Source organism: Lactobacillus sp. ESL0263 (assembly GCF_003692845.1).
Classification (GTDB): Bacteria; Bacillota; Bacilli; order Lactobacillales; family Lactobacillaceae; genus Lactobacillus; species Lactobacillus apis.
Map to the genome: position 1 here is coordinate 445,128 of NZ_REHL01000006.1, position 20,357 is coordinate 465,484.

Below are 20,357 nucleotides of genomic sequence, written 5' to 3' on the forward strand. Positions count from 1 at the left end.
AAATGAGTAGGAAAAAAATTGAATTAAATGGAAAAGTAGAAAAACTGGCAGAAAAGTATCTTCAGATTACCGGAACTGACTTAGATGACCTGACCAACGCTGCTTTAAAGGCTTATCTCATTGATCATTTAAATTCCAATCAAATTAAGGAAGCACTAAAGGACTCTGATGATATCAGTTCAGAATATGCGGGAAAATTGTTTAATCTTGACGATTTAAACAGATTCTAATTAATATCTATAAACTAAAAGACAACTAAGCTGTAAATAATCAACTTAGTTGTCTTTTATTATGAATAAAGTCATGCTTGAAGATGTCCATTCTAAGACTACATTGTTCTACTATCTCAATACTTATTAATCTTCAAACCATATTTCGTTGCACGTGCGTTACCAAATTTCTCAATTTTGCCATCTTCTCGCAATTTTTTAAGCGCGCGACGAATTGTTATCTCACTGTACTGGGGAATGCTATTATTAATTTCCTTGATAGATAATGGCTGCAAGGCCTTTCTCAAAGTCTTCAAAACAAGTTTATCGACAGGTAAATCTGATTGATTAATAATACTCATTCGCTCATTAAATTCACGATAGTCTTCCAAAACTACACTTAAAAAATAATCCAAGAATGGTAAATAATCATTGGTATTATCCATCCAACCGACCGAGCTCTCTTTTAAAACTCGATAGTACTCTGACTTAGTATCTTCTATAGATTTTTCAATACTAACATATTTTCCTACGTCAAAGCCTGCTTTATACATTGTCAGCAACATCAACAAGCGAGACATTCGGCCATTACCATCTCGAAATGGATGTATCGACACGAAATCAAAAACAAATGCTCCCGATAAAATCAATGGAGAAAATCTATTAGTATTAGCTTGTAAAGCTTGATTATAAGTATCACACAGCTCCTGTACCAGCTGCGGTGTAAGAAGTGCAGATGGTGGATTAAATCTAGCTTCTCGCCGTCCGTCAGAATATTCAGTAATAATTTGGTTATCACTATCTTTAAATTGTCCGCCCCAAGTGCTATCAGTATAAGCGAATAATCTTTTATGTAGATCTAAAATTGAATTAGAATTTATCGGTATATAATCATATTGCTCATGAATTAGTTCCAATACATTACGATAGCCTGAGATTTCTTGCTCACTTCTATTCCTGGGATCGGTCTTTTTTTCCATAATTTTGTTAAGTCGCTCATTAGTGGTATAGATTCCTTCAATTCTATTAGATGCACTAGTACTCTGAACTTTAGCAACTTCAACTAATCTATTTAAAGTATCGCGATAATTAGTTTCATAACTGTCTGTTTTTCCACTAAGGTTGTAGATCTGCGTTAGTTTGTTTATTAATGTGTTTGTATATTTAAAATTATTGAGTTTTTGATAATCAAACTTCTTAATCGCCATCACCCACTTTATCTTGCTCATCCCATTAATATCTTGATCATTTTATCCTAAATGATCAAGATATTCAAAAGATGATTATGATACTTTGCATTACTACTCTTTTTTTCCTTAAAAAACCACCTAAGTAAAATTACTTAAGTGGCTTTCTTAGTAGATACTCTATTATTATCCGCGGCTTATTCTAACTAATATAGTTATTCCTGCATTAAGTGCCTAATTTTTAGCCTTAATTACTGAATTGATCACCTGCTAAGTTGCGATAAAAATTGGCTTTAGTCGTTGAAACATAGGGAACTAACCAGAGATAGCCAATTCCAAGCGTAATGATACCGAGCAGGTACCAAGGAATGAAACTTAAGTCTAAGACAAACAGTTCCCACTTATGACCTTTCATCAACTGGCGACTTGCAGTAATAGCAGTAGTAGCGTGTACTTCTTTTCCACTGGCCACCATATCATTAACAATGTATGGTGTTAATGCGTAAGAGTATGATTTAACAATACCAGGGATGATTAACAACAGCGTCCAAAGCCATTGAAAAATGTAGCTTAAAAAGTAATTAAGAAACTCAGGAATAAAGCGGCCATCAGTGAAAACAGCGAAAAGCCCCTTAATATAGCCCATTTTTTCGCCATGAATGAAGTGGAGAAACACAAGTGGAAAACTAACAAAAAAGAACCCACTTAAAATGTCTAGGGCATCTTCGCCAAGCGCGCGAGCCCAGCCATTAGGAGCAAGAATAGAAACAATGGATGCGCCTCCCATAACATCATTAACGCCATTGGTAGTTTGAAGCGATCGGTTAACACTAGGCACTAAAAAGATGGTATAAACGACGGTAAAAATAAGCATCACTAAAACAGCCCAACCCCAATTGTGTCGAAGCTGATTTTTGGCCTCCGTTTTTAGTTCTGCTCTAGTCATTATCTTATCCCCTTTATGATTTACTGTTATTGACATATTTAATTATACTCTACTCTTTTTTTCATCTGTTAGCAAAAGACATCAAAAAAGCCTAGTTCCACCAACATCGGAACTAAGCTCACACAGTGTTTGTGCCGCCATTACTGACCACATATAGAAATATTATATTTTCGCTACCGGAGAAAACTCGTACTTCTTCTCTGGCGACACAACAAAATTTTAGCATGCAATTAACTAAAAAACAAGATACGGCAGATTATATTTTCACAGCCTTACTTGCTTTCAAGCAGTTGGCGCATGACTTGATTGACTGCCTTTTTCAACTTATCGAACTCGTTTTTGCGTGTGCGATTCGACTGAATAATGATCATTGTTTTGGCATCATTTGTGGTACGCATAAAAGTATAATAACCTTCACCTGCACCATTGGCCAGTTTGGTCTTCTGCTCGTCATTGTGATATAAACCACCATTATAGTAACTCGGTGGTTGCGCATCATAGAGAAGCTTACGACTCTTCTTAGTTAACAAGTTACCTGTTAAGACGTAGCGAATTGCCTTTGCCAAATCTTGATTTGACATTACAACTGAGCCCGCACCAAGTTCATTATGAGCATCCCGCAGAGCTGCTTCATGCTTGATAATATCATAATGCCCATTACGATAAAAGAACCCGGGTACTAGTCCGCTTTTCAAAATACGATGTGGCTTTGACCACAAGAATTCTGTATGCTTCAGTTTTAGCGGCTCAACGTAAGTTTCACGGAATAACTGTTCATAACTCTTATTGGTCACCTTAGTAATAATTCCACATAGATAGACATAATTAAGTGAACTATAATGCCATTTCCCTAACAACTTAGGGTCAAAAACAGTCTTTTTCACATCGCGGGCAATATTATCTTGGTCTGAAACAAAGTGTTTTCTACCAAGCTTGGCACCCGGTTTGAGGTTCAAACCTGCTCGCATTGCCAACAAGTGCTCAATTTTGATTTTTTTCGCACCTGGAATCTCCGGATAAAACTTGCTCAATCGGTCTTGTAAGCTTAGCTTACCATCTTGAACCAATCTCATCACCATAGCCGCAGTTAGCGACTTTTGTGCTGAATTAATTAAGTAACTAGTGTCAGTAGTATTGCTATCAGCATAATTGAGTAAAATCTTACCCTTTCTGATGACCAAAACTGAACCCTTGATGCCTAAAGCATCAATTTGCTGGCGCACTATTTTCCTTTTAAGCTGTAGTTTACTGGACTCTTATCCGTTGAACCAATCTTGTGCGGTTCCTTTTGCCACTTTTTAGTGTAGAAATAATCATGAATGTTGTAGTTATAACGGCCATTAGGGCGTTGCATGAACGGCTTGACCGCTTGATCAACTGCAACCCAACCGCGCCAGCCAAGGTGAATGGTATCTTCCATGAAGTACTTTTCACCACCATGCCTTGAGAGGTCTTCTACATTATTGAAGCCTTGACTTGCCAATTGATACTTAATTTTTGATACAGATTTTTGGTACATCTCTTCTGATAAACCGGTATATTCTGACCACTTTTGATTAATTGGCGGAATGATAAATAGCACATTAGTATGCTGCTTAGCAAATTGCTGCAGCATTAACTCAAAGTCACTGTATTCAACTGACTTGGTATAGTCAAAGTCACGCTGACTATCCTTCAACTTCATTAAGTTCCGCTTGTTTAAGCGCGTTTTAAAGAAACGATTATTGATTCCAAACGAATTTGAATTAGTATTCTTAGCAGCTTCTTGGTCTGCTACCTCATTCAATCCTTTAACTGAATATGTGTCTGGTAATAGTTTGGCCCGCGTATTAATCTTTTTAATCCGGTCACGTAACTGGAATGTACTGAAAAACTTATCTTCGTTATTAAGTACGCGCCGCTGATTTTCAAGGATAAAACGTTGCGCATCAGTCAATTCTTCACCAGCTGCTACTCGCTTCATCCCTCGCTTAATGGTGCCCTTAACTTCAGGCATTGCCAAAAAGCGCTTGGCAGCGTAACGGTTCGAAACGCTATCTTTCTTAATACCTAGTAAAAAATTGCAGGCTTGTAAAGGCGAATAGTAAAGCGCAAAGGCATCGGGGTTTTGCCCCATTTTGGTAAACCATTGCGGTGAAATAATCACTACCGCTTTTTTGTCCTTGAGCTCGTCTGCTGTTCCTTGCATCCCTAAAAATTGAGCCAGTGACTGACTACCAGGTCCCCCTAATAGGAAAGGACGATAGTTTCGCTGGTACTTTTGGGCAATTACACTAGGGTGAAGTGGATCAAGACGCGATAATTCACTAGAACCATAAAATGGTACATAACCATTTTCAAATGCATCCTGCTTCATTAACGAGCCCTTAAAAACCGTCGTTGTTTGTGAATTGGCGGCCTGGTAAATCGAGTCCCGTGAAAAAGTACGTTCCCAAGGTAATAGGAAGATAACCAGTAACAAGATAAAAGCGCAAAGAACTGGGCCAAAAATCTGCCACAGTCGGCGTTTGTTACTCATTTTCTAAACTTTCCACCTTTGCAACAATTTTGCTTGGTGTATCCCATTCTTCACGATCAAATTCAGAAACAGGTACATCAATTTCAAATTTTTCCTGTAAGTTTAACAGCATTTGTACACTAGCCATTGAATCCATTAGGCCATTGGCAAAAATGTTTTCGTCCATTTTATCTGATAAGTCTTCACCAGTTAAATCTTGTAAAATTGCTAAAACTTCTTCTTTGGTATTCATAATTAAATCTCCTTAAATAACTTTTTTCTACATCCAGCCAAACCATAACTGGCTAAGGAAGCCGGAAAAGATCAAAAAGCTGAAACAAACAACGTTAAATGTAACAAAAATTGACAAGCACTTGGTAAATTTGTTTGATGGTAGTTTGTCTTTATGCTTCTTTTTATATCTAATCCAGTAATCATTAATAATGATTGCAATCGCATGGAACAAACCATAAACAATGTAGTACCAAGTCAGTCCATGCCAGAAGCCCATTACCAAAAATAGAAGTAAATAGGCTACTTGTGAAAGTCTAACTGGATTTTTGAACAATTTTTTCTTCATTGCAAAGAAAGTGAAGCGCATGTAAATGTAGTCACGGAACCAAAATGATAGCGTCATGTGCCAACGGTTCCAGAATTCTTTAATGTTCTGTGACAGAAACGGCTTGTTAAAGTTCATTGGTGTGTGAATGCCCATAAAATAGGAAATTGACACAGCAAATAGTGAATAGCCCGCAAAGTCAAAGAACAAATACATGCTGTAGCAGTACATGTAAGCTAGTAGCCACCATGACAGCTTCAGCCCACCATTCGCAGTACCAGCAATTAGTGCCATCCGCGAAATGCGCGGTAACCAGTAAGTGCCAAAGAACCAGCCTAAGACAAACTTATATAGAAATCCTTGGAACAGATAACGTGTTGCCAAGCCCAAATCATTCACATATTGATCACGCTTAGGAGCAATATCACATTCTTTAGCAAAGCGCCGGTAACGGTCAATTGGACCTGATGAAAACGTTGGAAAGAATAGTAGAAAACGTAGATAGGTACCAAGATTTACCTCTTTAATGGCACCGTCACGTATTTCCATAATAACCTGAACGGTTTTAAATGTAATGTACGAAATCCCTAAAAATGCTAATACACCCGGTATTTTTGCTTTTGGAAAAGCCGTTTGTACTTTTACCATTATTAAGGGAACAATTGATAGGAAAACAGCCAGGTAAAAGACCCACGTTTTATTTTTACCCTTTTTACGATAATAGAGATAACAATATGTAATTACTAGCTCGATTAACAGGTAGATAATTAAACTAACACCTTGTTGCCATTTATCTGCATCAAAGACAAGAAATAAGAAAACAACTGAAAAGATGCATTCATAGATCTTAAAACGATGTCCATGATATAGACCTAAAATAATTGGAATTAGTCCAATCATTAGGTAAATAAAGTAGTGGGGATTTCCGTAAGGCTGTAAATTAATGAAGTTAAAATTCACTACTTATTAACCTCCTCAATCACAGCTTTAATGTCAACCTTACCGTTTTGTGATACCGGCAATTTTTCCCGGTAAACGTAGCGCTGCGGAATCATGTAAGGCATCAAGTTCTCAGCTAAATCAGCGCGAATCATTTTGGTGATTTCTTCTTCTGAGTACTGCTCTTTGACGCCATCTTTTAGTTCAACTTCAGCCACAATTTGTTTAACAGTGTGATCTTTGCCATATTTCGGCGCAGCAACACCATGGCTCACTAACTTGTTTTTACCCAAATAAAAGTTAATTTCCTCAAGTTCAATTCGGTAACCGTTAAATTTGATTTGAAAATCAATTCTGCCACGGTAAAATAGCATTTCGCCGTCAAAGAAACCCTCATCACCTGAACGGTGACTTGCATATTGATCGGCAGGATCTTTAAAGAATGCCTTTGCCGTTTTTTCAGGATTATTTAGATAACCCTTTGATGTGCTTGGCCCTTCGATGACAATTTCGCCTTGGTTAGGCTGATCGCCCTTTGACTTGTCAATGGTAATTCTGGTATCTTCCTTGACTTTACCAATTGGCAAACGATCATATTTAGCCAAAATTTCATCGGTAATTTCCACTTGCGTTACTGCAACTGTTGTTTCAGTTGGACCGTAGGTATTGAAAACTTTTGCATTTGGAAACTTCTGTTTTAGCAACTTAGCTTCTGTATGTGGCAATTCTTCCCCACAGAACAGAAAATGCGTAAGATCTGGATGATGTTCACCATCAAATGTTTTGTCCAAAAAGCACATCTGAGCAAATGAAGGCGTTGAGACCCAAACATTAAATTGCAATTTAGGCATTGTCGCAAATAGTTGGGCAAAGTTTTCTGTAACATCATGTGGCAGAACCACTAACTTACCAGCACCAACTAGTGCTGGGTAGAGGCTCATGACAGAAAGATCAAAGGAATATGGTGCCTGTGATAAGAAGCTTGGATGGTCCGGCAAATCAAAGTCAGTCATTTCCCAGTTGATAAAACTGAGCAAGTTATTATGACTAATTTGAACACCTTTTGGCTTTCCACTGGTTCCCGATGTAAAGATGATATAAAAATTATCGTCTCCTTCAACGAATTGCTCGACATCAACGGTAAAGTCACCATTTTTGACTTCATCTGGCTTGATAACTTGCATTGGTGGAAGAGTGATATCAGGAAGCTGATCAATCGCAATAATTGCTTCTGCTTCAGAGACTTCCTGGATTGTTAAGATTCGATCTGCATTAGAATAGCTGGCAATTGGAATATAAGCATGTCCTGCTTTAACGCAGCCTAAAAAGCTAGCAATCATTTCAAATGTTTGGCCACCCCAGATCATTATTGGACTACCCGGAGAAAGACCTAGTTGGTTAATTTGATATGCCCATGCATCCGAGCGTTTTTTCAGATCACCGTAAGTATTGGTTTGACCAAGATAGTCATACGCAATACGATTCGGTTCGTTTAAGGCAATTTCATCAATCTTTTTTATTACATCTTTAATCATTGTTTACCACCTTAAAATTCGTTGTAAATAAAGTGAACCGAAGTTAGGCCGCTATATTGATATAAATAAATTAATACCATTAAGATAGCACAATAAATGATTGTCGTTAAAACAAATTTGCCAATTTGTTGCGCCCGCGAAGTTTTTCTTTCTTTTTTAACCATATATCTTCATTCTCTTTCAACAGTTATTATTTCAGTTTTACAATACTATATCAAATATAGTACTACTGTTTTAAAAGGATAATACACCATTAAGAAGTTTTTTACAAAATTTAAATAAATTTTACAGATGCTAGTGCTTATTCAGCTTCCGGCTAGCATTGTATGCAAACCATAAAGTAAAAAAGTCAATTACACTGACAAAAATAATTGCAAACATCATTAATTTGAAAATGTTGTCTGGATTCTGCCAGCGCTCGCTATCAGCAGTAGTCAAAATATAAACTGCAAAGATGACGATTAAAAAGACTTCTATTAAAAATAGATACTGGCGGCCGATCATTATTCTAAATAGATAAAGCCATGCGGCTGCTGGTAATAGGCAAAGCCAACCTGATACACGAAGCCAAAAAACGATTTTTTTACGAGCTGATTGTTCTTTCATATTTCCCCTTGAATTCTAGTTAAATCTGACTAATTAATAAAACTTTTTCTAATTATAGCAATGCGCCTTTTGACAAACAATTTTTTGCAAATCAGAAATTTTATGCTATTTTTTGCTTTCGTCATACTTTTTTCACATTTACTAGCTATACTAAAGCTGTGATATGAGATAGAAGAGATTCCATCTCATATCATACTCAACTTTTTGTTTTTCATTCATACTCCTCCAAGTATAAATAATGAAAAAACTTGAAATGACCTTTACGGTCGTTTTCATATCTATCCCTTTCGACTCACGTGCATTACGTGAGTTTTTCTATGCCTTTAAAACTTCTAAAGGAATTCTTTACTATTTCATAAGATATTTTGTAACTTTACTTCATATTTATGGGTTAGTATTCTAAATGTAGTAAGTAATAGCAGCTTACTACATACTCCCACTTTTTTATTTCATTCATTCTTACTCCTTCAAAGTAGATGAAAACTAACAGGCTCGCATAATTTGCGGGCCTTTTTCCTTTGCTGTAGGATGGTTTTATTGAGACAATTACATACTAATGAAAGGCACACTATATGTTTTCACCATCTATTCAACGTTTATTAGAAGATAAGTCCGGCTCATTCATTATTCCTGCATCACGTATTGCATTCGTGGAAGATGATAATCCTCTGTACCACGCCTTTATGATTTTGACCCGCGTCAAATACTCAAAAATTCCTGTACTTGACAGTAAGAATCGGGTTGTCGGTCTATTAAGTCTCGCTATGATTACCGATAAAATGATGGTAACTGACAAAATTACACTTGATCCTTTAACAGAATTAAAGGTAAAAGACGTCATGCAAACAAATTTTGACAAAATTAATTTTGCTCAAACAACACTTGAAACTCAGTTACATCTACTAGTTGATAATGCCTTCTTGCCAGTAGTAGACGATTATGGCGTTTTCCAAGGTTTATTAACACGCCGCGAATGGATTAAGGCATTTAATTACGTTGCTCATAATTTTGAAAAGAAATATCAAGTCAAACAAATTGATGACAAGAATTAAGTTACCATCGTTATTTTATTTATTGAAATTATTTTAAGCTTTTTTTACCATTTTTATTTAAACTGTAATATAATTATCTTATTGAGAATATATTATTATCACTGCTTGTCTATATGCTATAAAAAGTTAGTACATTTTATGTTATCTATACGCTTATTTGTGTATTTATATACATATTTACAACTATAATTGTTGCTTTCACTAGTTATTTTATTTAATAACAATTTATTAATTATATAAATGCGATTTGCGCAATTATTCTTTTATTAATCAGAATGGAAGATACTAAAATGACAAATAAAACTATTTCTGAGCAATTAGCATTTTTAGTCAAGGCTATTATCGAAAATGGTACCTACCCAGGGGGCTTAGAACTATCAGAAAAAGAGCGACACGACCTAGCCGAACAATTGAAAAAAATGGCAGAAAATTCAAGTGATCTAAAAGACGCCAGAGTGATTACCGATGCCTTCTATAAAGATCGAGTGGTTAAACACTTTCGGTCAATGGATACTAATTTCTCTTGGGTGTTAGAAATTTTGGAACATGAACTTGTTTCTGCAAGCCGTTTAAAGAAACTATTACTTGATTTGGCACACGAAGAGCATTTTTCAGAAAATGGTATTAAGAAAATCAATCAATACTTTGAGGAATCGACTGATCACGGTGATAACGATAATTTCGTTACTCTCTCATCGACAGATGTAATCGATTCGATTGAGCGTACTGAATCTTTTACGCTTGAAGAAAAGCCGAAAAGAAAAAATGTTCATACATCAGATCAAGATGATAAAACTGAAGATCCTAATGACAATATCATTAATTTAAAGGACTATTAGTTTAAAGCTAAACTATTTCGCTTTAATGCGTTGACATAAGTAGACTTCTCTACTATTTGCCATGAATTACGAAATAGATTTAGCTTTTTTCTTTGCCAAATAAAAATTTTTAAACAAAGTTGTTTAGACTTATTCTAATTTAAAAAAATTAGTGTTAAAATCTAAAGACGTAAAGTTATATTTTTATATTGAGAGGAACAAACTATGAGTTTTAAGCAACAATGGAAATTTATCCTTGTCCTTTTTATCGGTTTAATTGGGCTTATCTGTCAATTTGGTATTCATACTAAAAGCCTTTTTCAAATCGGTAATTTACAATTTCCCTTCGAAGCAATTCTGATAGACGTGGTCGGAATAGCAATGGCGCTTTCCTTACTTCTTGAAATCATTAATGATTTTAGGTCTGGACGATATGGTGTCGATATTTTAGCTGTTATTGCCGTTGTTTCAACCATTTTAATTGGTGACATCTGGGCGGAATGGATGATTTTGGTAATGATGACTGGTGGTGAAACACTTGAAAATTACGCTACAGGTCAAGCTGACAAAGAGCTCCGCTCATTACTAAGTAATTCTCCAACCACTGCTAACAAAATTGTTGGTGATGAACTGATTTCAGTTAACGTTGATCAGTTAGAAATCAACGATCAAGTTTTAATCAAACCTGGTGAGCAGGTTCCTGTTGATGGTAAAGTGATTGACGGTGCATCAAGCTTTGATCAATCCTCACTTACAGGAGAGTCAGTCCCAGTTCAAAAAAATGTTGGAGACGACTTAATGTCTGGTTCAATCAATGGCGATGTTGCCGTTAAAATGGTTGTTACTAAAAAAGCGAGTGACTCAGAATATCAAACAATTGTTTCACTTGTTGAATCTTCACAAGCTAAACCAGCTAAATTCGTTAAAATGGCCGATCGCTATGCCGTCCCATTTACAGCTATCTCTTTGGCTATCGGTATTGCTGCTTGGATTCACTCAGGAAACCCAATTAATTTTGCGGAAGTAATGGTTGTTGCCTCCCCTTGCCCACTCTTAATTTCCGCTCCCGTTGCACTCGTCTCAGGGATGAGTTCAATGTCAAAGCATCATATTATTGTTAAATCTGGTCCGACAATTGAAAAGCTTGCAACTGCAAAAACCTTTGCATTTGACAAAACTGGTACATTAACAGAAAACAAACTTGTAATCGACCAAATCGTACCCGCAGAGAATAGTGATTTTTCAGCTGAAACTTTACAAAGCTATGCTACAAGTGTTGAACAACAATCCAGCCATATCATTGCTGATTCACTCGTTAGTGTAACAGACAAGAAGATGCTAAAACCGGCTACTAATATTAAAGAAACAACAAGTCAAGGGGTTAGTGGAACAGTTGATGGTCATGAAGTCAAAGTTGGTAAATTAGGTTTTGTCACTTCTGAAAAACACGCAAAATCGGTTAACTCTACTGCGATTTATATCTCAATTGATGGACAATACGCTGGCTACATTACTTTTAAAGATCAGGTACGTCCTGAAAGTGCTGAAACAGTTGCTCGTTTAAGACGTCAAAGTGATGCACACATGATTATGCTAACTGGTGACCATGAAGATGTTGCCAATCAAATTGGTCAAACAGTTGGTATTAAAGATATTCGCTCTAATTTGTTGCCAGCACAAAAAATAGAAGCAATTAAAGATGTAACTAAGGATAATCGCCCTGTAGTTATGACCGGTGATGGAATTAACGACGCTCCTAGTCTAACAGCTGCTGATGTTGGGATTGCGATGGGTGCCAAAGGCGCATCTGCAGCAAGTGAAAGTGCAGATGCCATTATTATGGTTAATGATTTATCCAAAATTAATGACGCCGTTGCAATTTCGAAACATACAATGAAGGTAGCAAACGTTGATGTTTTGACTGCTATCACGATTGTTATTCTTATCGAGTTAGTCGCATTCACTGGTGTTATTCCAGCATTCTGGGGCGCCATCTTACAAGAAGTTGTTGACATGATTTCAATTAGTTTAGCTCTTTTAGCCAAAACTAAGCCTAAAAATCCTAAACAAACAGGTCTTGTTGCTAAAGAATAGTTTGACTAAAAACTAATACATACTTACTACTAAAGCAAAAAAGAAAGGTTTTTAACCTTTCTTTTTTATTTCTTCCATTAATTATAGAAAACCTAGTGAATTATACAGCATATGGGCAATAATTGAGTAACGCAAATCCTTTGTCTGGGTATAAATCCATGCAAGTACACACCCAAGCGCCCAATAAACAAAAATATACTTCGTAAAGCCCGAATCGTGAAGGACGGCAAATAGAAAACCACTAAATACTATTCCTACCCATCTATTTAAAGGAGTCTCCTTTGCAAAAAAAGTGTTGAACACCATACCCCGAAAAATGGTCTCTTCAAAAATTGGTGCTATCAAAACAATCATTGGCTTATAAAAATCTCCTGCCTGTCGCGCCAATGCATCTAGAGCTGACTGGTTAGCTGATGTTGTCTTAGTGCTGAGTCCCAATGCAGCCTGAACAGCTATGTTAACCAGTACCAGCAAGATGGCACCGATAAAAGAAAGCAAAAGGCGATGCCAATCCCAATGAGGTTTCCTATTAAACCTCCAATCATTTTCGTTTTTTAATTGTCTGCGATACATTCCATAAACAATTAATATGCCAATAATAGTGAATAAGATAGTTATGGCAATAAAGAGCTTACTATCCAAATGATATTTTCGTTGCAGTTTAAATGGATAAAAATAAAGCAGTTGAATGAGTGAATAGATAAAAAATGACACAATAATTGTCACAATATTACCCAGGAAATAAAAAAATCTCTTCATTAGTATTTTCTTCCTTCATACATTAAGTGGTGGTGATTTTCAGACTTTAACTACTAATATTATCATATACTGACGTTAATATCTTATCATTAGGTCACCTTAGATAGATTCCATGCAGTTTTTTGTATACCAAAATATTTCCTAGGGAATATTTTTTTAAAGTGAACACAACGTGTATTTTGCTCTAGTCAATTACTATGACTTTTAACCTAGCTAATCTATAATAAGGTTAGAATATCTCTTGTAGGAGGAAAATATGTCTAACTTTGTTCAATTTTTTACTCAAAACAAGCCTTTTATTTATTTGTCACTAATTGTTTTGGCTTCTTTAGCCATTTTTTTACTTTCATGGCTTAAAGAACCACGCCGTTTGCTTAATGGCATATTATTCACAATTTTTCTTCTCTTGCTTGGTGTCTGGTTAACTGTTGCCGTTCTTTCGACCAGTTTGCGACCGTTGATTCTAACCTATGAAGTCATTGTTGTGTTGATAATTGCCATAATTACGTTAGTAACCACCTTTTCCTGGCTTTTCTTTTTGTGGAATGCTTACTTTGTCTGGAAAAGAGAAGCACATACGCTATCAAATTTACTGACACTCTTTATCGGTATTGCACTGCTTGTTTCATGGTTAATTATTTTTATTGCACCATTTAGCAAACTGCCTTCCTGGCAAAAGACTTTAATATATACACCTTCTGCAGTAGTAAACTACCTATTATTAGTCGCTTATAACTTTCTTATTAACCTAGCACTTTACCAATTTGTACCACGTCAATATAATCAAGACTACCTCATTGTTTTAGGGGCTGGCTTAGCAAAAGGTGAGACTGTTACTCCACTTCTTGCTAGTCGCATTAATCGAGCAATTCAATATGCGCAAAAACAGGTCGACAAAGGAAGAAAAATGCCAAAATTAATTATGTCTGGTGGTCAAGGAAGAGATGAAAAAATTCCGGAAGCCAAAGCAATGGCCGAATACGCAATTGGTCGTGGTATTAGTCCTGAATCTATCTTATTAGAGGATAGATCAAAAAACACTTACCAAAATATGCAATTTTCAGCCAAAGTAGCAGCAAAAGACTTTGGCGGCGAAAAATATCGTGCCAAATTTTTCAGTAATAACTACCATATTTTTCGTGCCGCTTTATTTGCCAAAGCGGCTGGGCTGAATGCAAACGGAGTTGGTTCATACACAAGATTTTATTTCTTGCCCAATGCAATCGTTCGTGAATTTGCAGCTATTTTGGTTACCAATAAAAAACGTCATATCATAGTGATTAGCTTAATAATTCTTTTCTTCCTAGTATATGCACTATTGCAATATACTAAAATCGCACAATAACTCAGATAAAAAGGCTCTAATTTGTTTAAGAGACTTTTTTAATTGCTAAATTAAAAATTTTCAAAATGAGGATGGCTTTTTTTAACTAATTGGCTTAATATAATAAGAATTTTAGTGTTACTTATTTATAAGTGCTAAATTATTTTTTATGAATTAATAAAAAGGAAAAGAGAAATAACTCATGCTTCAATTAAAAAACTTGCGTAAGTCTTACCACGTTGGTGATACTACGACTAAGGCGTTGGACGATGTCTCAATTTCGTTTCGCAATCAAGAATTTGTCGCAATTCTAGGTCCCAGCGGTTCTGGTAAAACGACAATGTTAAACGTTATTGGTGGACTCGATCGTTACGATAACGGCGATTTGATTATTAATGGTAAATCCACTAAGAATTTCAAAGAAACTGATTGGGACGCATATCGTAATAACTCGGTTGGTTTTGTTTTTCAAAATTACAATCTAATCTCACACCTATCAATCATCGCCAACGTTGAATTAGGAATGAACTTATCTGGTGTTCCTGCTTCAGAAAGACACCAACGTGCAGTTGATGCTTTAACACAAGTCGGCTTAAAAGATCACATTTCGAAGAATCCTAACCAACTATCTGGTGGGCAAATGCAGCGTGTTGCAATTGCTCGTGCCTTAGCAAATGATCCTGATATTTTACTTTGTGACGAGCCAACTGGTGCTCTCGATACCGAGACTTCTGAACAAATCATGAAGCTAATTCAGAACTTGTCAAAAGATCGTTTAGTAGTCATGGTCACACACAACCCAGAACTAGCAAAGGAGTACGCAACCAGGATTGTTAACTTCCAAGACGGTAAGATTTTAGACGATTCAAATCCATTCACACCAAAAGATGAGAAAGACACTTTCAACTTGAAGCGTACTAAAATGTCTTATTGGAATGCTATTAAGTTAAGTTTTACCAATATTATGACCAAAAAGGGTCGTACAACTTTAACAGCTTTTGCTTCAAGTATCGGTATCATTTCCATTGCTATCGTTTTATCGCTATCCAATGGTTTTCAGAAGCAAATTGATACTACGATGAGTAAGGCACTTGCCAAATATCCTGTTACAATCTCGCAAACGGCCACGGACGTTAATAGTATCAGTGACCGTGATGATTCAGAAAAGAACGTTAAAAATCGTGGCTATTTAACTGCTAAAAAGGACAAGTTACAGCAATCGGCACATAAAAATAAAATTACGCAAAAATACGTCGATTACGTAAAGAAGATTAATCCTGAATATGCTAACAATATTTCTTATCAAGTTGGTGTTAACCTCAATTTAATTGGTAAGGAAAATGGTAAGGTTAAGCCCGTTCAATTTTCACCGCTACCTGCTGGCACGGCTGCTTCTCAAGCGTACGAGCAAATGCAGTCTCAAGCAGCAAGTATGTCCTTTATGGGTTCAACTGTCTTTCCAACCTCATTAGATAAGAAAAAGGGTAACTTTTTAAAGGATAACTACCAATTACTATCTGGCGCTTGGCCATCCAAACCAACTGATTTAGTTATGGTCATTGATAACAAGAATTCCCTTAACATTAACATTCTGAAGAACCTGGGCATTAAAGTTAAGGCAGATGAAAAACTTGATTTTAATAAGTTAATTGGTAAAGAATTCAAAGTAGTCGACAATAATGACTATTATCAAGAACTACCTACTGGTATGTTTGTGCCACAAAAACCTAACCAGACGATGTACAAGAATAGTAAAATCAAGTTACGCATTGTTAGTGTAATAAGACCAAAGAATAAGGATTCAATGGCTCTATTATCAAGCGGAATCGCATATAGTGATCGTTTAGCTGTTAAGGTTATCAAGCAGAACCAAAATTCAGCTATTGTAAAGGCACAAAAGAAATCTGACCGTAATGTAATGACTGGTCAAAACATGAATGCCAGTGCTAAAAAGCTGATGATGCAATCGATTGGCGGTTCTTCTCTTCCTGCTGGTATCATGATTTATCCAAATGACTTTGATTCGAAAGACAAAGTCTTAGATTACCTTGATCAATGGAATAAGGGTAAAAAGAAACAAGATAAAATCATCTACACTGACATGTCGAGTGCCGTTACCTCTATGACAGGTGGTTTGTTAAGTGGTATCACGGCTGTGTTAATTGCCTTTGCAGCAATCTCACTTGTCACTTCAATGATTATGATTGGTATCTTAACTTACACTTCAGTTTTGGAGCGAACAAAAGAAATTGGTATTTTAAAGGCCTTAGGTGCTCGTAAGAAAGACATCACACGCGTCTTTGATGCAGAAACATTTATCCTTGGCATATTCTCAGGTGTCTTAGGTGTAGTAATTGCTCAACTACTCGTCTTCCCTATCAACAGCATTTTATATTCAATGACTGACTTAGCAAATGTTGCTCAATTAAATCCTGTACACGCCTTGATTTTAATTGTTATTTCTACTATCTTAACGATGCTAGGTGGACATCTTCCTGCAAGAATGGCAGCTAAGAAAGATGCCGCAATTGCACTAAGAAGTGAATAGTCGCTAATTTCATTTAATTAGTCTCAAATAATGTTACATGTGAAACAAACATTATTTGAGACTTTTTTGTTATCAAAATTGGCCTTAGTTAAAAGCGCGTCAGTAGTGAAAAAAATTTTAACAAAGCTAATTGACAAATTGGCATATACCAATTTATAATGAATTTAACTTAATTGGAGGCTCAACTATGAAAATTATCATTACAAACAACAAAGAAAACGGTAGTACTGAAGGCTTTAAGCTATTTAAAAAGAGCATTGAAAATGGTGCTAAGGTAATCGGCTTAGCAACTGGCTCTACCCCTGTAGCTCTATACAACGAATGGACTCAAAGTGATCTTGATAATAGCAATCTTATTAGTATCAACCTTGATGAATATACTGGTTTAACTCCTGATAATGATCAAAGTTACCATTACTTTATGCAAAAAAATCTTTTTGACAAGAAGCCATTCAAGAAATCATATATTCCAGATGGTATTAAAGCCATTAATGACCCTCAAGGTGCTTCTGATGACTACAACAAGATCATTGATGAAAACCCAATTGATATTCAATTATTAGGTCTTGGTCAAAATGGTCATATTGCTTTTAATGAACCAGGCACTTCTTTTGATTCTGTTACTCACGAAGTCAAGTTAACTGAGAGTACTATTCAAGCTAATTCCCGCTTTTTCAGCAATATTGATGATGTGCCAAAATCAGCAATTTGTATGGGAATTGCTAACATCATGAGTGCAAAGGAAATCGTTATTATGGCTTTTGGTGAAAATAAAGCTGATGCCGTTAAAAAAATGGTCGAAGGTCCTGTAACTGAAGACGTTCCTGCTTCCGTTTTACAAAACCACTCTAATGTCACATTAATTATTGACGATGCTGCTGCAAGTAAGCTCAGTGAAAAATCAAAGAACTAATTAGATAATTTGATTAATAAAAAAGGCGATGCAAGGAAAGCATCGCCTTTTTTATTACAAATAGCTTTTAACATTAATGCTCTCTATTAACAGGTGCATATCACTAACGCTAACAAAATAATCCGTATTATGATTAGATTAGAGCATGAGAGGATGTGATAAATTGAAACGAAGTAAAAAATGGTTACTGGTAGTTTTTCTGCTTTTACTACTGCCTCTGCCAATTTATCTCTTATGGGAAACTAGCGGTTTTTGGCAAAAGTATTTAAGGCTTAGCATCCCCAAAATGGGTACATTAAATCCTATTTTCGAATGGTATCTAATCGGTGCTAGTGCCATTATTCTTTTGGCTTTAATCATTAGTTTATTAATCATTCTATTCTGGCCAGTTCAGCGCTACTTCACCTTAATTCATAAGCGCGATGGACAAGTTAGAGTTAATAGTAAGGCGATTAACGGTTATGTCATGAATTCCTTATCTGAATTGCCTTTTATCAATAAGGCAAAAGTTGATTCTAAGCTTACTAATCATAAAATCAAAATCAGGATTAGTGGCAATTTAGGACATGGTGACAACGTTAACGCTGTTCTTGAGCAATACCTTGAAGAGCTTAAAGGTAATCTTAGTCAACTTTTGGGAATCGAGCAGAAACCAAAAATCAAAATTAAGTTTGTTAACTATCAAAACTCTGATAAGCCCGAGACACGCGTTCAATAAAGGAGGCAAAAATGAATAAAATTTTGCAGGAACACCTCCCAGAAATATGCGGTGCAGCAATCGGCTTGTTACTAGCATTTTGTTTTTTGGGATTAGGCTTTTTTAAAACTATTTTTGTCATTGTGCTACTAGTGTTAGGCTTTCTAGCTGGGCATTATTGGCCATTGCTAAAAAGCTTGGTAAGTAAACAACAACAACACTAAATGAAAGGAATTTAATTATTATGGTACAAAATAACAACAACTCAAAACAAGAAGTTAAAGGCGACTTATCTTATGACTCTAAAGTAATCCAAAAGATTGTCGGCATTGCTTTGGCAGACGTTAAAGGACTATTAACTGTTAATGGCGGTTTCTTCTCTAACTTAGCTGATAAGATTGTTAACAGTGATGATGTAACTAATGGTGTTAACGTCGAAGTGGGTAAAAAACAAGTCGCTGTCGATATTGAAATCGTTGCAGAATACGGTACTGACATTCCTAAACTTTATGATGAAATTAGACAAAAGATTTATGACAAGGTTAAAGAAATGACAGGCTTGGATACCGTTGAAGTTAACGTCACAGTGGTTGATATCAAGACTAAGGAAGAGCATGAAAAAGACTCTGTCAGCTTGCAAGATCGTCTAACTGGTGCCACTCAAGACGCCAAAGAAAAGATTGACGAACAAAAAGACAAGGTTGAAGATAAAAAAGAAGAAAAGAAAGAAGAGCGCGTTAAGTAACTCATCTTAACCAATCTATTCAAAAAGAGAAGTGCTTCAAGCAATGCACTTCTCTTTTTGTTTTCCGTTAGTTTCACGTGTAACACTCCTTAATTTTTTATCATAAAAATATATATTTACATATAATTATCAAACTATAAGCAGTTTTTTTGGTCTGCACTATGCAAAATCACTTGACATTTTTGCCCCAATGCAAATTAAATTTCTTCTTGTTTACCACTATATCTCGTATTAAACTAGATATTAATCTATATATTGTATTTAAGAAAGAGCGTGATTCAAGTTATTGTTTTAAGCGGGCCTATTGGAGCCGGTAAATCCAGTTTAACCAGTATTTTAGCTGAACATTTAGGAACTCAAGCCTTTTATGAAGGCGTTGATAGTAATCCAGTTCTTCCTTTATATTACCAGGACATGAAACGGTACACTTTTTTACTTAACATTTATCTGCTTAACCACCGGTTAGCACAAATCAATCAAGCAGTTAAAGAGAAAAACAGTGTCTCTGACCGTTCTATTTACGAAGATGCCCTCTTTTTCCAAATGAATGCGGAAAGCAATGTCGCTGATCCTACCGAATTTAAGATTTACGACAGTTTACTTGAAAACATGATGGAAGACACCCCAGGAAATCCTAGTAAAAAGCCGGATCTCTTGATCTATATCCGTGTGTCACTAGATACCATGCTAAAACGAATCGAGAAGCGTGGTCGGTCTTATGAGCAAATCTCGACTGATCCCAGTCTGAAAGATTACTATGCACGCTTAATTCGCTATTATGAGCCTTGGTACGAAGAGTATGATGCCTCACCTAAGATTGTAATTGACGGTGACAAGTATGACTTTATCGGTGATGAAGATGCTAAAAAGGAAGTTTTAAGCCAGATAGATAGCAAGCTGCGTGAAATTGGCAGTCTAGAATAAGAAGG

21 protein-coding genes are annotated in these 20,357 nt (G+C 35.9%); 11 read left to right on the top strand and 10 right to left on the bottom strand.

Features of this window, described 5'->3' with window-relative positions; translation table 11 throughout:
• The first annotated feature begins 2 nt into the window (after window positions 1-2).
• Window positions 3-230, top strand: coding sequence for a hypothetical protein (locus F5ESL0263_RS08405; protein ID WP_109715989.1), 228 nt, complete (start codon window positions 3-5; stop codon window positions 228-230).
• A 116-nt stretch (window positions 231-346) separates the two neighbouring features.
• Here the strand turns inward: F5ESL0263_RS08405 and F5ESL0263_RS08410 are convergent, their stop codons facing one another.
• From F5ESL0263_RS08410 to F5ESL0263_RS08450, 9 genes are all read right to left on the bottom strand, one after another.
• A complete protein-coding gene (locus F5ESL0263_RS08410; RefSeq protein ID WP_122036338.1) occupies window positions 347-1,438 on the bottom strand; it encodes a Fic family protein in 1,092 nt (363 codons plus the stop codon).
• Between the two features lie 205 nt (window positions 1,439-1,643).
• Window positions 1,644-2,342, bottom strand: coding sequence for a DUF975 family protein (locus F5ESL0263_RS08415; RefSeq protein ID WP_199724329.1), 699 nt, complete (start codon window positions 2,340-2,342; stop codon window positions 1,644-1,646).
• Window positions 2,343-2,614: 272 nt separating this feature from the next.
• Window positions 2,615-3,565, bottom strand: coding sequence for a serine hydrolase (locus F5ESL0263_RS08420; protein ID WP_122036342.1), 951 nt, complete (start codon window positions 3,563-3,565; stop codon window positions 2,615-2,617).
• Window positions 3,565-4,860 (bottom strand): D-alanyl-lipoteichoic acid biosynthesis protein DltD, encoded by a 1,296-nt coding sequence (gene dltD, locus F5ESL0263_RS08425; RefSeq protein ID WP_122036344.1) that lies wholly within the window; start codon window positions 4,858-4,860, stop codon window positions 3,565-3,567. The genes F5ESL0263_RS08420 and dltD overlap by 1 nt, the downstream gene beginning before the upstream one ends.
• Window positions 4,853-5,092, bottom strand: a complete 240-nt coding sequence (dltC, locus tag F5ESL0263_RS08430; protein ID WP_046308026.1) for a D-alanine--poly(phosphoribitol) ligase subunit DltC — start codon at window positions 5,090-5,092, stop codon at window positions 4,853-4,855. The genes dltD and dltC overlap by 8 nt, the downstream gene beginning before the upstream one ends.
• 27 nt (window positions 5,093-5,119) lie before the next feature.
• The gene (dltB, locus tag F5ESL0263_RS08435; protein ID WP_046308028.1) at window positions 5,120-6,358 is read right to left on the bottom strand and encodes a D-alanyl-lipoteichoic acid biosynthesis protein DltB; all 1,239 of its coding nucleotides are present in this window, start codon (window positions 6,356-6,358) and stop codon (window positions 5,120-5,122) included.
• Window positions 6,358-7,872 (bottom strand): D-alanine--poly(phosphoribitol) ligase subunit DltA, encoded by a 1,515-nt coding sequence (gene dltA / locus F5ESL0263_RS08440; protein WP_122036346.1) that lies wholly within the window; start codon window positions 7,870-7,872, stop codon window positions 6,358-6,360. Before dltA ends, dltB begins: the two co-directional genes overlap by 1 nt.
• A gap of 11 nt (window positions 7,873-7,883) precedes the next feature.
• The gene (locus F5ESL0263_RS08445; protein ID WP_046308033.1) at window positions 7,884-8,036 is read right to left on the bottom strand and encodes a teichoic acid D-Ala incorporation-associated protein DltX; all 153 of its coding nucleotides are present in this window, start codon (window positions 8,034-8,036) and stop codon (window positions 7,884-7,886) included.
• Between the two features lie 130 nt (window positions 8,037-8,166).
• On the bottom strand, window positions 8,167-8,478 hold the full coding sequence (locus F5ESL0263_RS08450; protein ID WP_122036347.1) for a hypothetical protein: 312 nt from the start codon (window positions 8,476-8,478) through the stop codon (window positions 8,167-8,169).
• Window positions 8,479-9,050: 572 nt separating this feature from the next.
• Here F5ESL0263_RS08450 and cbpB point away from each other — a divergent pair.
• From cbpB to F5ESL0263_RS08470, 3 genes are all read left to right on the top strand, one after another.
• On the top strand, window positions 9,051-9,530 hold the full coding sequence (gene cbpB, locus F5ESL0263_RS08460) for a cyclic-di-AMP-binding protein CbpB (RefSeq protein ID WP_122036349.1): 480 nt from the start codon (window positions 9,051-9,053) through the stop codon (window positions 9,528-9,530).
• A gap of 290 nt (window positions 9,531-9,820) precedes the next feature.
• On the top strand, window positions 9,821-10,369 hold the full coding sequence (locus F5ESL0263_RS08465; protein WP_122036351.1) for a hypothetical protein: 549 nt from the start codon (window positions 9,821-9,823) through the stop codon (window positions 10,367-10,369).
• A 204-nt stretch (window positions 10,370-10,573) separates the two neighbouring features.
• Complete coding sequence (locus F5ESL0263_RS08470; RefSeq protein WP_122036353.1) at window positions 10,574-12,442, top strand: heavy metal translocating P-type ATPase; 1,869 nt, start codon at window positions 10,574-10,576, stop codon at window positions 12,440-12,442.
• 81 nt (window positions 12,443-12,523) lie between these two features.
• Here F5ESL0263_RS08470 and F5ESL0263_RS08475 read toward each other — a convergent pair whose 3' ends face one another.
• A complete protein-coding gene (locus F5ESL0263_RS08475) occupies window positions 12,524-13,201 on the bottom strand; it encodes a CPBP family intramembrane glutamic endopeptidase (RefSeq protein WP_122036354.1) in 678 nt (225 codons plus the stop codon).
• A 256-nt stretch (window positions 13,202-13,457) separates the two neighbouring features.
• Between F5ESL0263_RS08475 and F5ESL0263_RS08480 the strand changes: the two genes are divergently transcribed.
• The 7 genes from F5ESL0263_RS08480 (at window position 13,458) to F5ESL0263_RS08510 (ending at window position 20,352) form a co-directional block, all read left to right on the top strand.
• Entirely contained in the window at window positions 13,458-14,546 is a 1,089-nt protein-coding gene (locus F5ESL0263_RS08480) for a YdcF family protein (protein WP_122036356.1), read from the top strand.
• Window positions 14,547-14,727: 181 nt separating this feature from the next.
• Window positions 14,728-17,073, top strand: coding sequence for an ATP-binding cassette domain-containing protein (locus F5ESL0263_RS08485; RefSeq protein WP_122036358.1), 2,346 nt, complete (start codon window positions 14,728-14,730; stop codon window positions 17,071-17,073).
• Window positions 17,074-17,260: 187 nt separating this feature from the next.
• Window positions 17,261-17,986 (top strand): glucosamine-6-phosphate deaminase, encoded by a 726-nt coding sequence (locus tag F5ESL0263_RS08490; RefSeq protein WP_122036360.1) that lies wholly within the window; start codon window positions 17,261-17,263, stop codon window positions 17,984-17,986.
• A gap of 163 nt (window positions 17,987-18,149) precedes the next feature.
• Window positions 18,150-18,704, top strand: a complete 555-nt coding sequence (amaP, locus tag F5ESL0263_RS08495) for an alkaline shock response membrane anchor protein AmaP (protein WP_158593036.1) — start codon at window positions 18,150-18,152, stop codon at window positions 18,702-18,704.
• 11 nt (window positions 18,705-18,715) lie between these two features.
• Window positions 18,716-18,907, top strand: coding sequence for a DUF2273 domain-containing protein (locus F5ESL0263_RS08500; protein ID WP_122036364.1), 192 nt, complete (start codon window positions 18,716-18,718; stop codon window positions 18,905-18,907).
• Between the two features lie 20 nt (window positions 18,908-18,927).
• A complete protein-coding gene (locus F5ESL0263_RS08505) occupies window positions 18,928-19,428 on the top strand; it encodes an Asp23/Gls24 family envelope stress response protein (RefSeq protein WP_122036366.1) in 501 nt (166 codons plus the stop codon).
• A 273-nt stretch (window positions 19,429-19,701) separates the two neighbouring features.
• Window positions 19,702-20,352: a deoxynucleoside kinase gene (locus tag F5ESL0263_RS08510; RefSeq protein ID WP_122036368.1), complete on the top strand. Its 651-nt coding sequence runs from the start codon at window positions 19,702-19,704 to the stop codon at window positions 20,350-20,352.
• Window positions 20,353-20,357 lie beyond the last annotated feature (5 nt).

Coding starts and splice junctions, on each gene's coding strand:
- F5ESL0263_RS08505 (WP_122036366.1), top strand. CDS start 18,928: ATGGTACAAAATAACAACAACTCAAAACAAGAAGTTAAAGGCGACTTA.
- dltC (WP_046308026.1), bottom strand. CDS start 5,092: ATGAATACCAAAGAAGAAGTTTTAGCAATTTTACAAGATTTAACTGGT.
- F5ESL0263_RS08405 (WP_109715989.1), top strand. CDS start 3: ATGAGTAGGAAAAAAATTGAATTAAATGGAAAAGTAGAAAAACTGGCA.
- F5ESL0263_RS08490 (WP_122036360.1), top strand. CDS start 17,261: ATGAAAATTATCATTACAAACAACAAAGAAAACGGTAGTACTGAAGGC.
- F5ESL0263_RS08475 (WP_122036354.1), bottom strand. CDS start 13,201: ATGAAGAGATTTTTTTATTTCCTGGGTAATATTGTGACAATTATTGTG.
- F5ESL0263_RS08450 (WP_122036347.1), bottom strand. CDS start 8,478: ATGAAAGAACAATCAGCTCGTAAAAAAATCGTTTTTTGGCTTCGTGTA.
- F5ESL0263_RS08500 (WP_122036364.1), top strand. CDS start 18,716: ATGAATAAAATTTTGCAGGAACACCTCCCAGAAATATGCGGTGCAGCA.
- F5ESL0263_RS08465 (WP_122036351.1), top strand. CDS start 9,821: ATGACAAATAAAACTATTTCTGAGCAATTAGCATTTTTAGTCAAGGCT.
- F5ESL0263_RS08410 (WP_122036338.1), bottom strand. CDS start 1,438: ATGAGCAAGATAAAGTGGGTGATGGCGATTAAGAAGTTTGATTATCAA.
- F5ESL0263_RS08415 (WP_199724329.1), bottom strand. CDS start 2,342: ATGACTAGAGCAGAACTAAAAACGGAGGCCAAAAATCAGCTTCGACAC.
- F5ESL0263_RS08445 (WP_046308033.1), bottom strand. CDS start 8,036: ATGGTTAAAAAAGAAAGAAAAACTTCGCGGGCGCAACAAATTGGCAAA.
- F5ESL0263_RS08485 (WP_122036358.1), top strand. CDS start 14,728: ATGCTTCAATTAAAAAACTTGCGTAAGTCTTACCACGTTGGTGATACT.
- cbpB (WP_122036349.1), top strand. CDS start 9,051: ATGTTTTCACCATCTATTCAACGTTTATTAGAAGATAAGTCCGGCTCA.
- dltD (WP_122036344.1), bottom strand. CDS start 4,860: ATGAGTAACAAACGCCGACTGTGGCAGATTTTTGGCCCAGTTCTTTGC.
- F5ESL0263_RS08480 (WP_122036356.1), top strand. CDS start 13,458: ATGTCTAACTTTGTTCAATTTTTTACTCAAAACAAGCCTTTTATTTAT.
- F5ESL0263_RS08470 (WP_122036353.1), top strand. CDS start 10,574: ATGAGTTTTAAGCAACAATGGAAATTTATCCTTGTCCTTTTTATCGGT.
- dltA (WP_122036346.1), bottom strand. CDS start 7,872: ATGATTAAAGATGTAATAAAAAAGATTGATGAAATTGCCTTAAACGAA.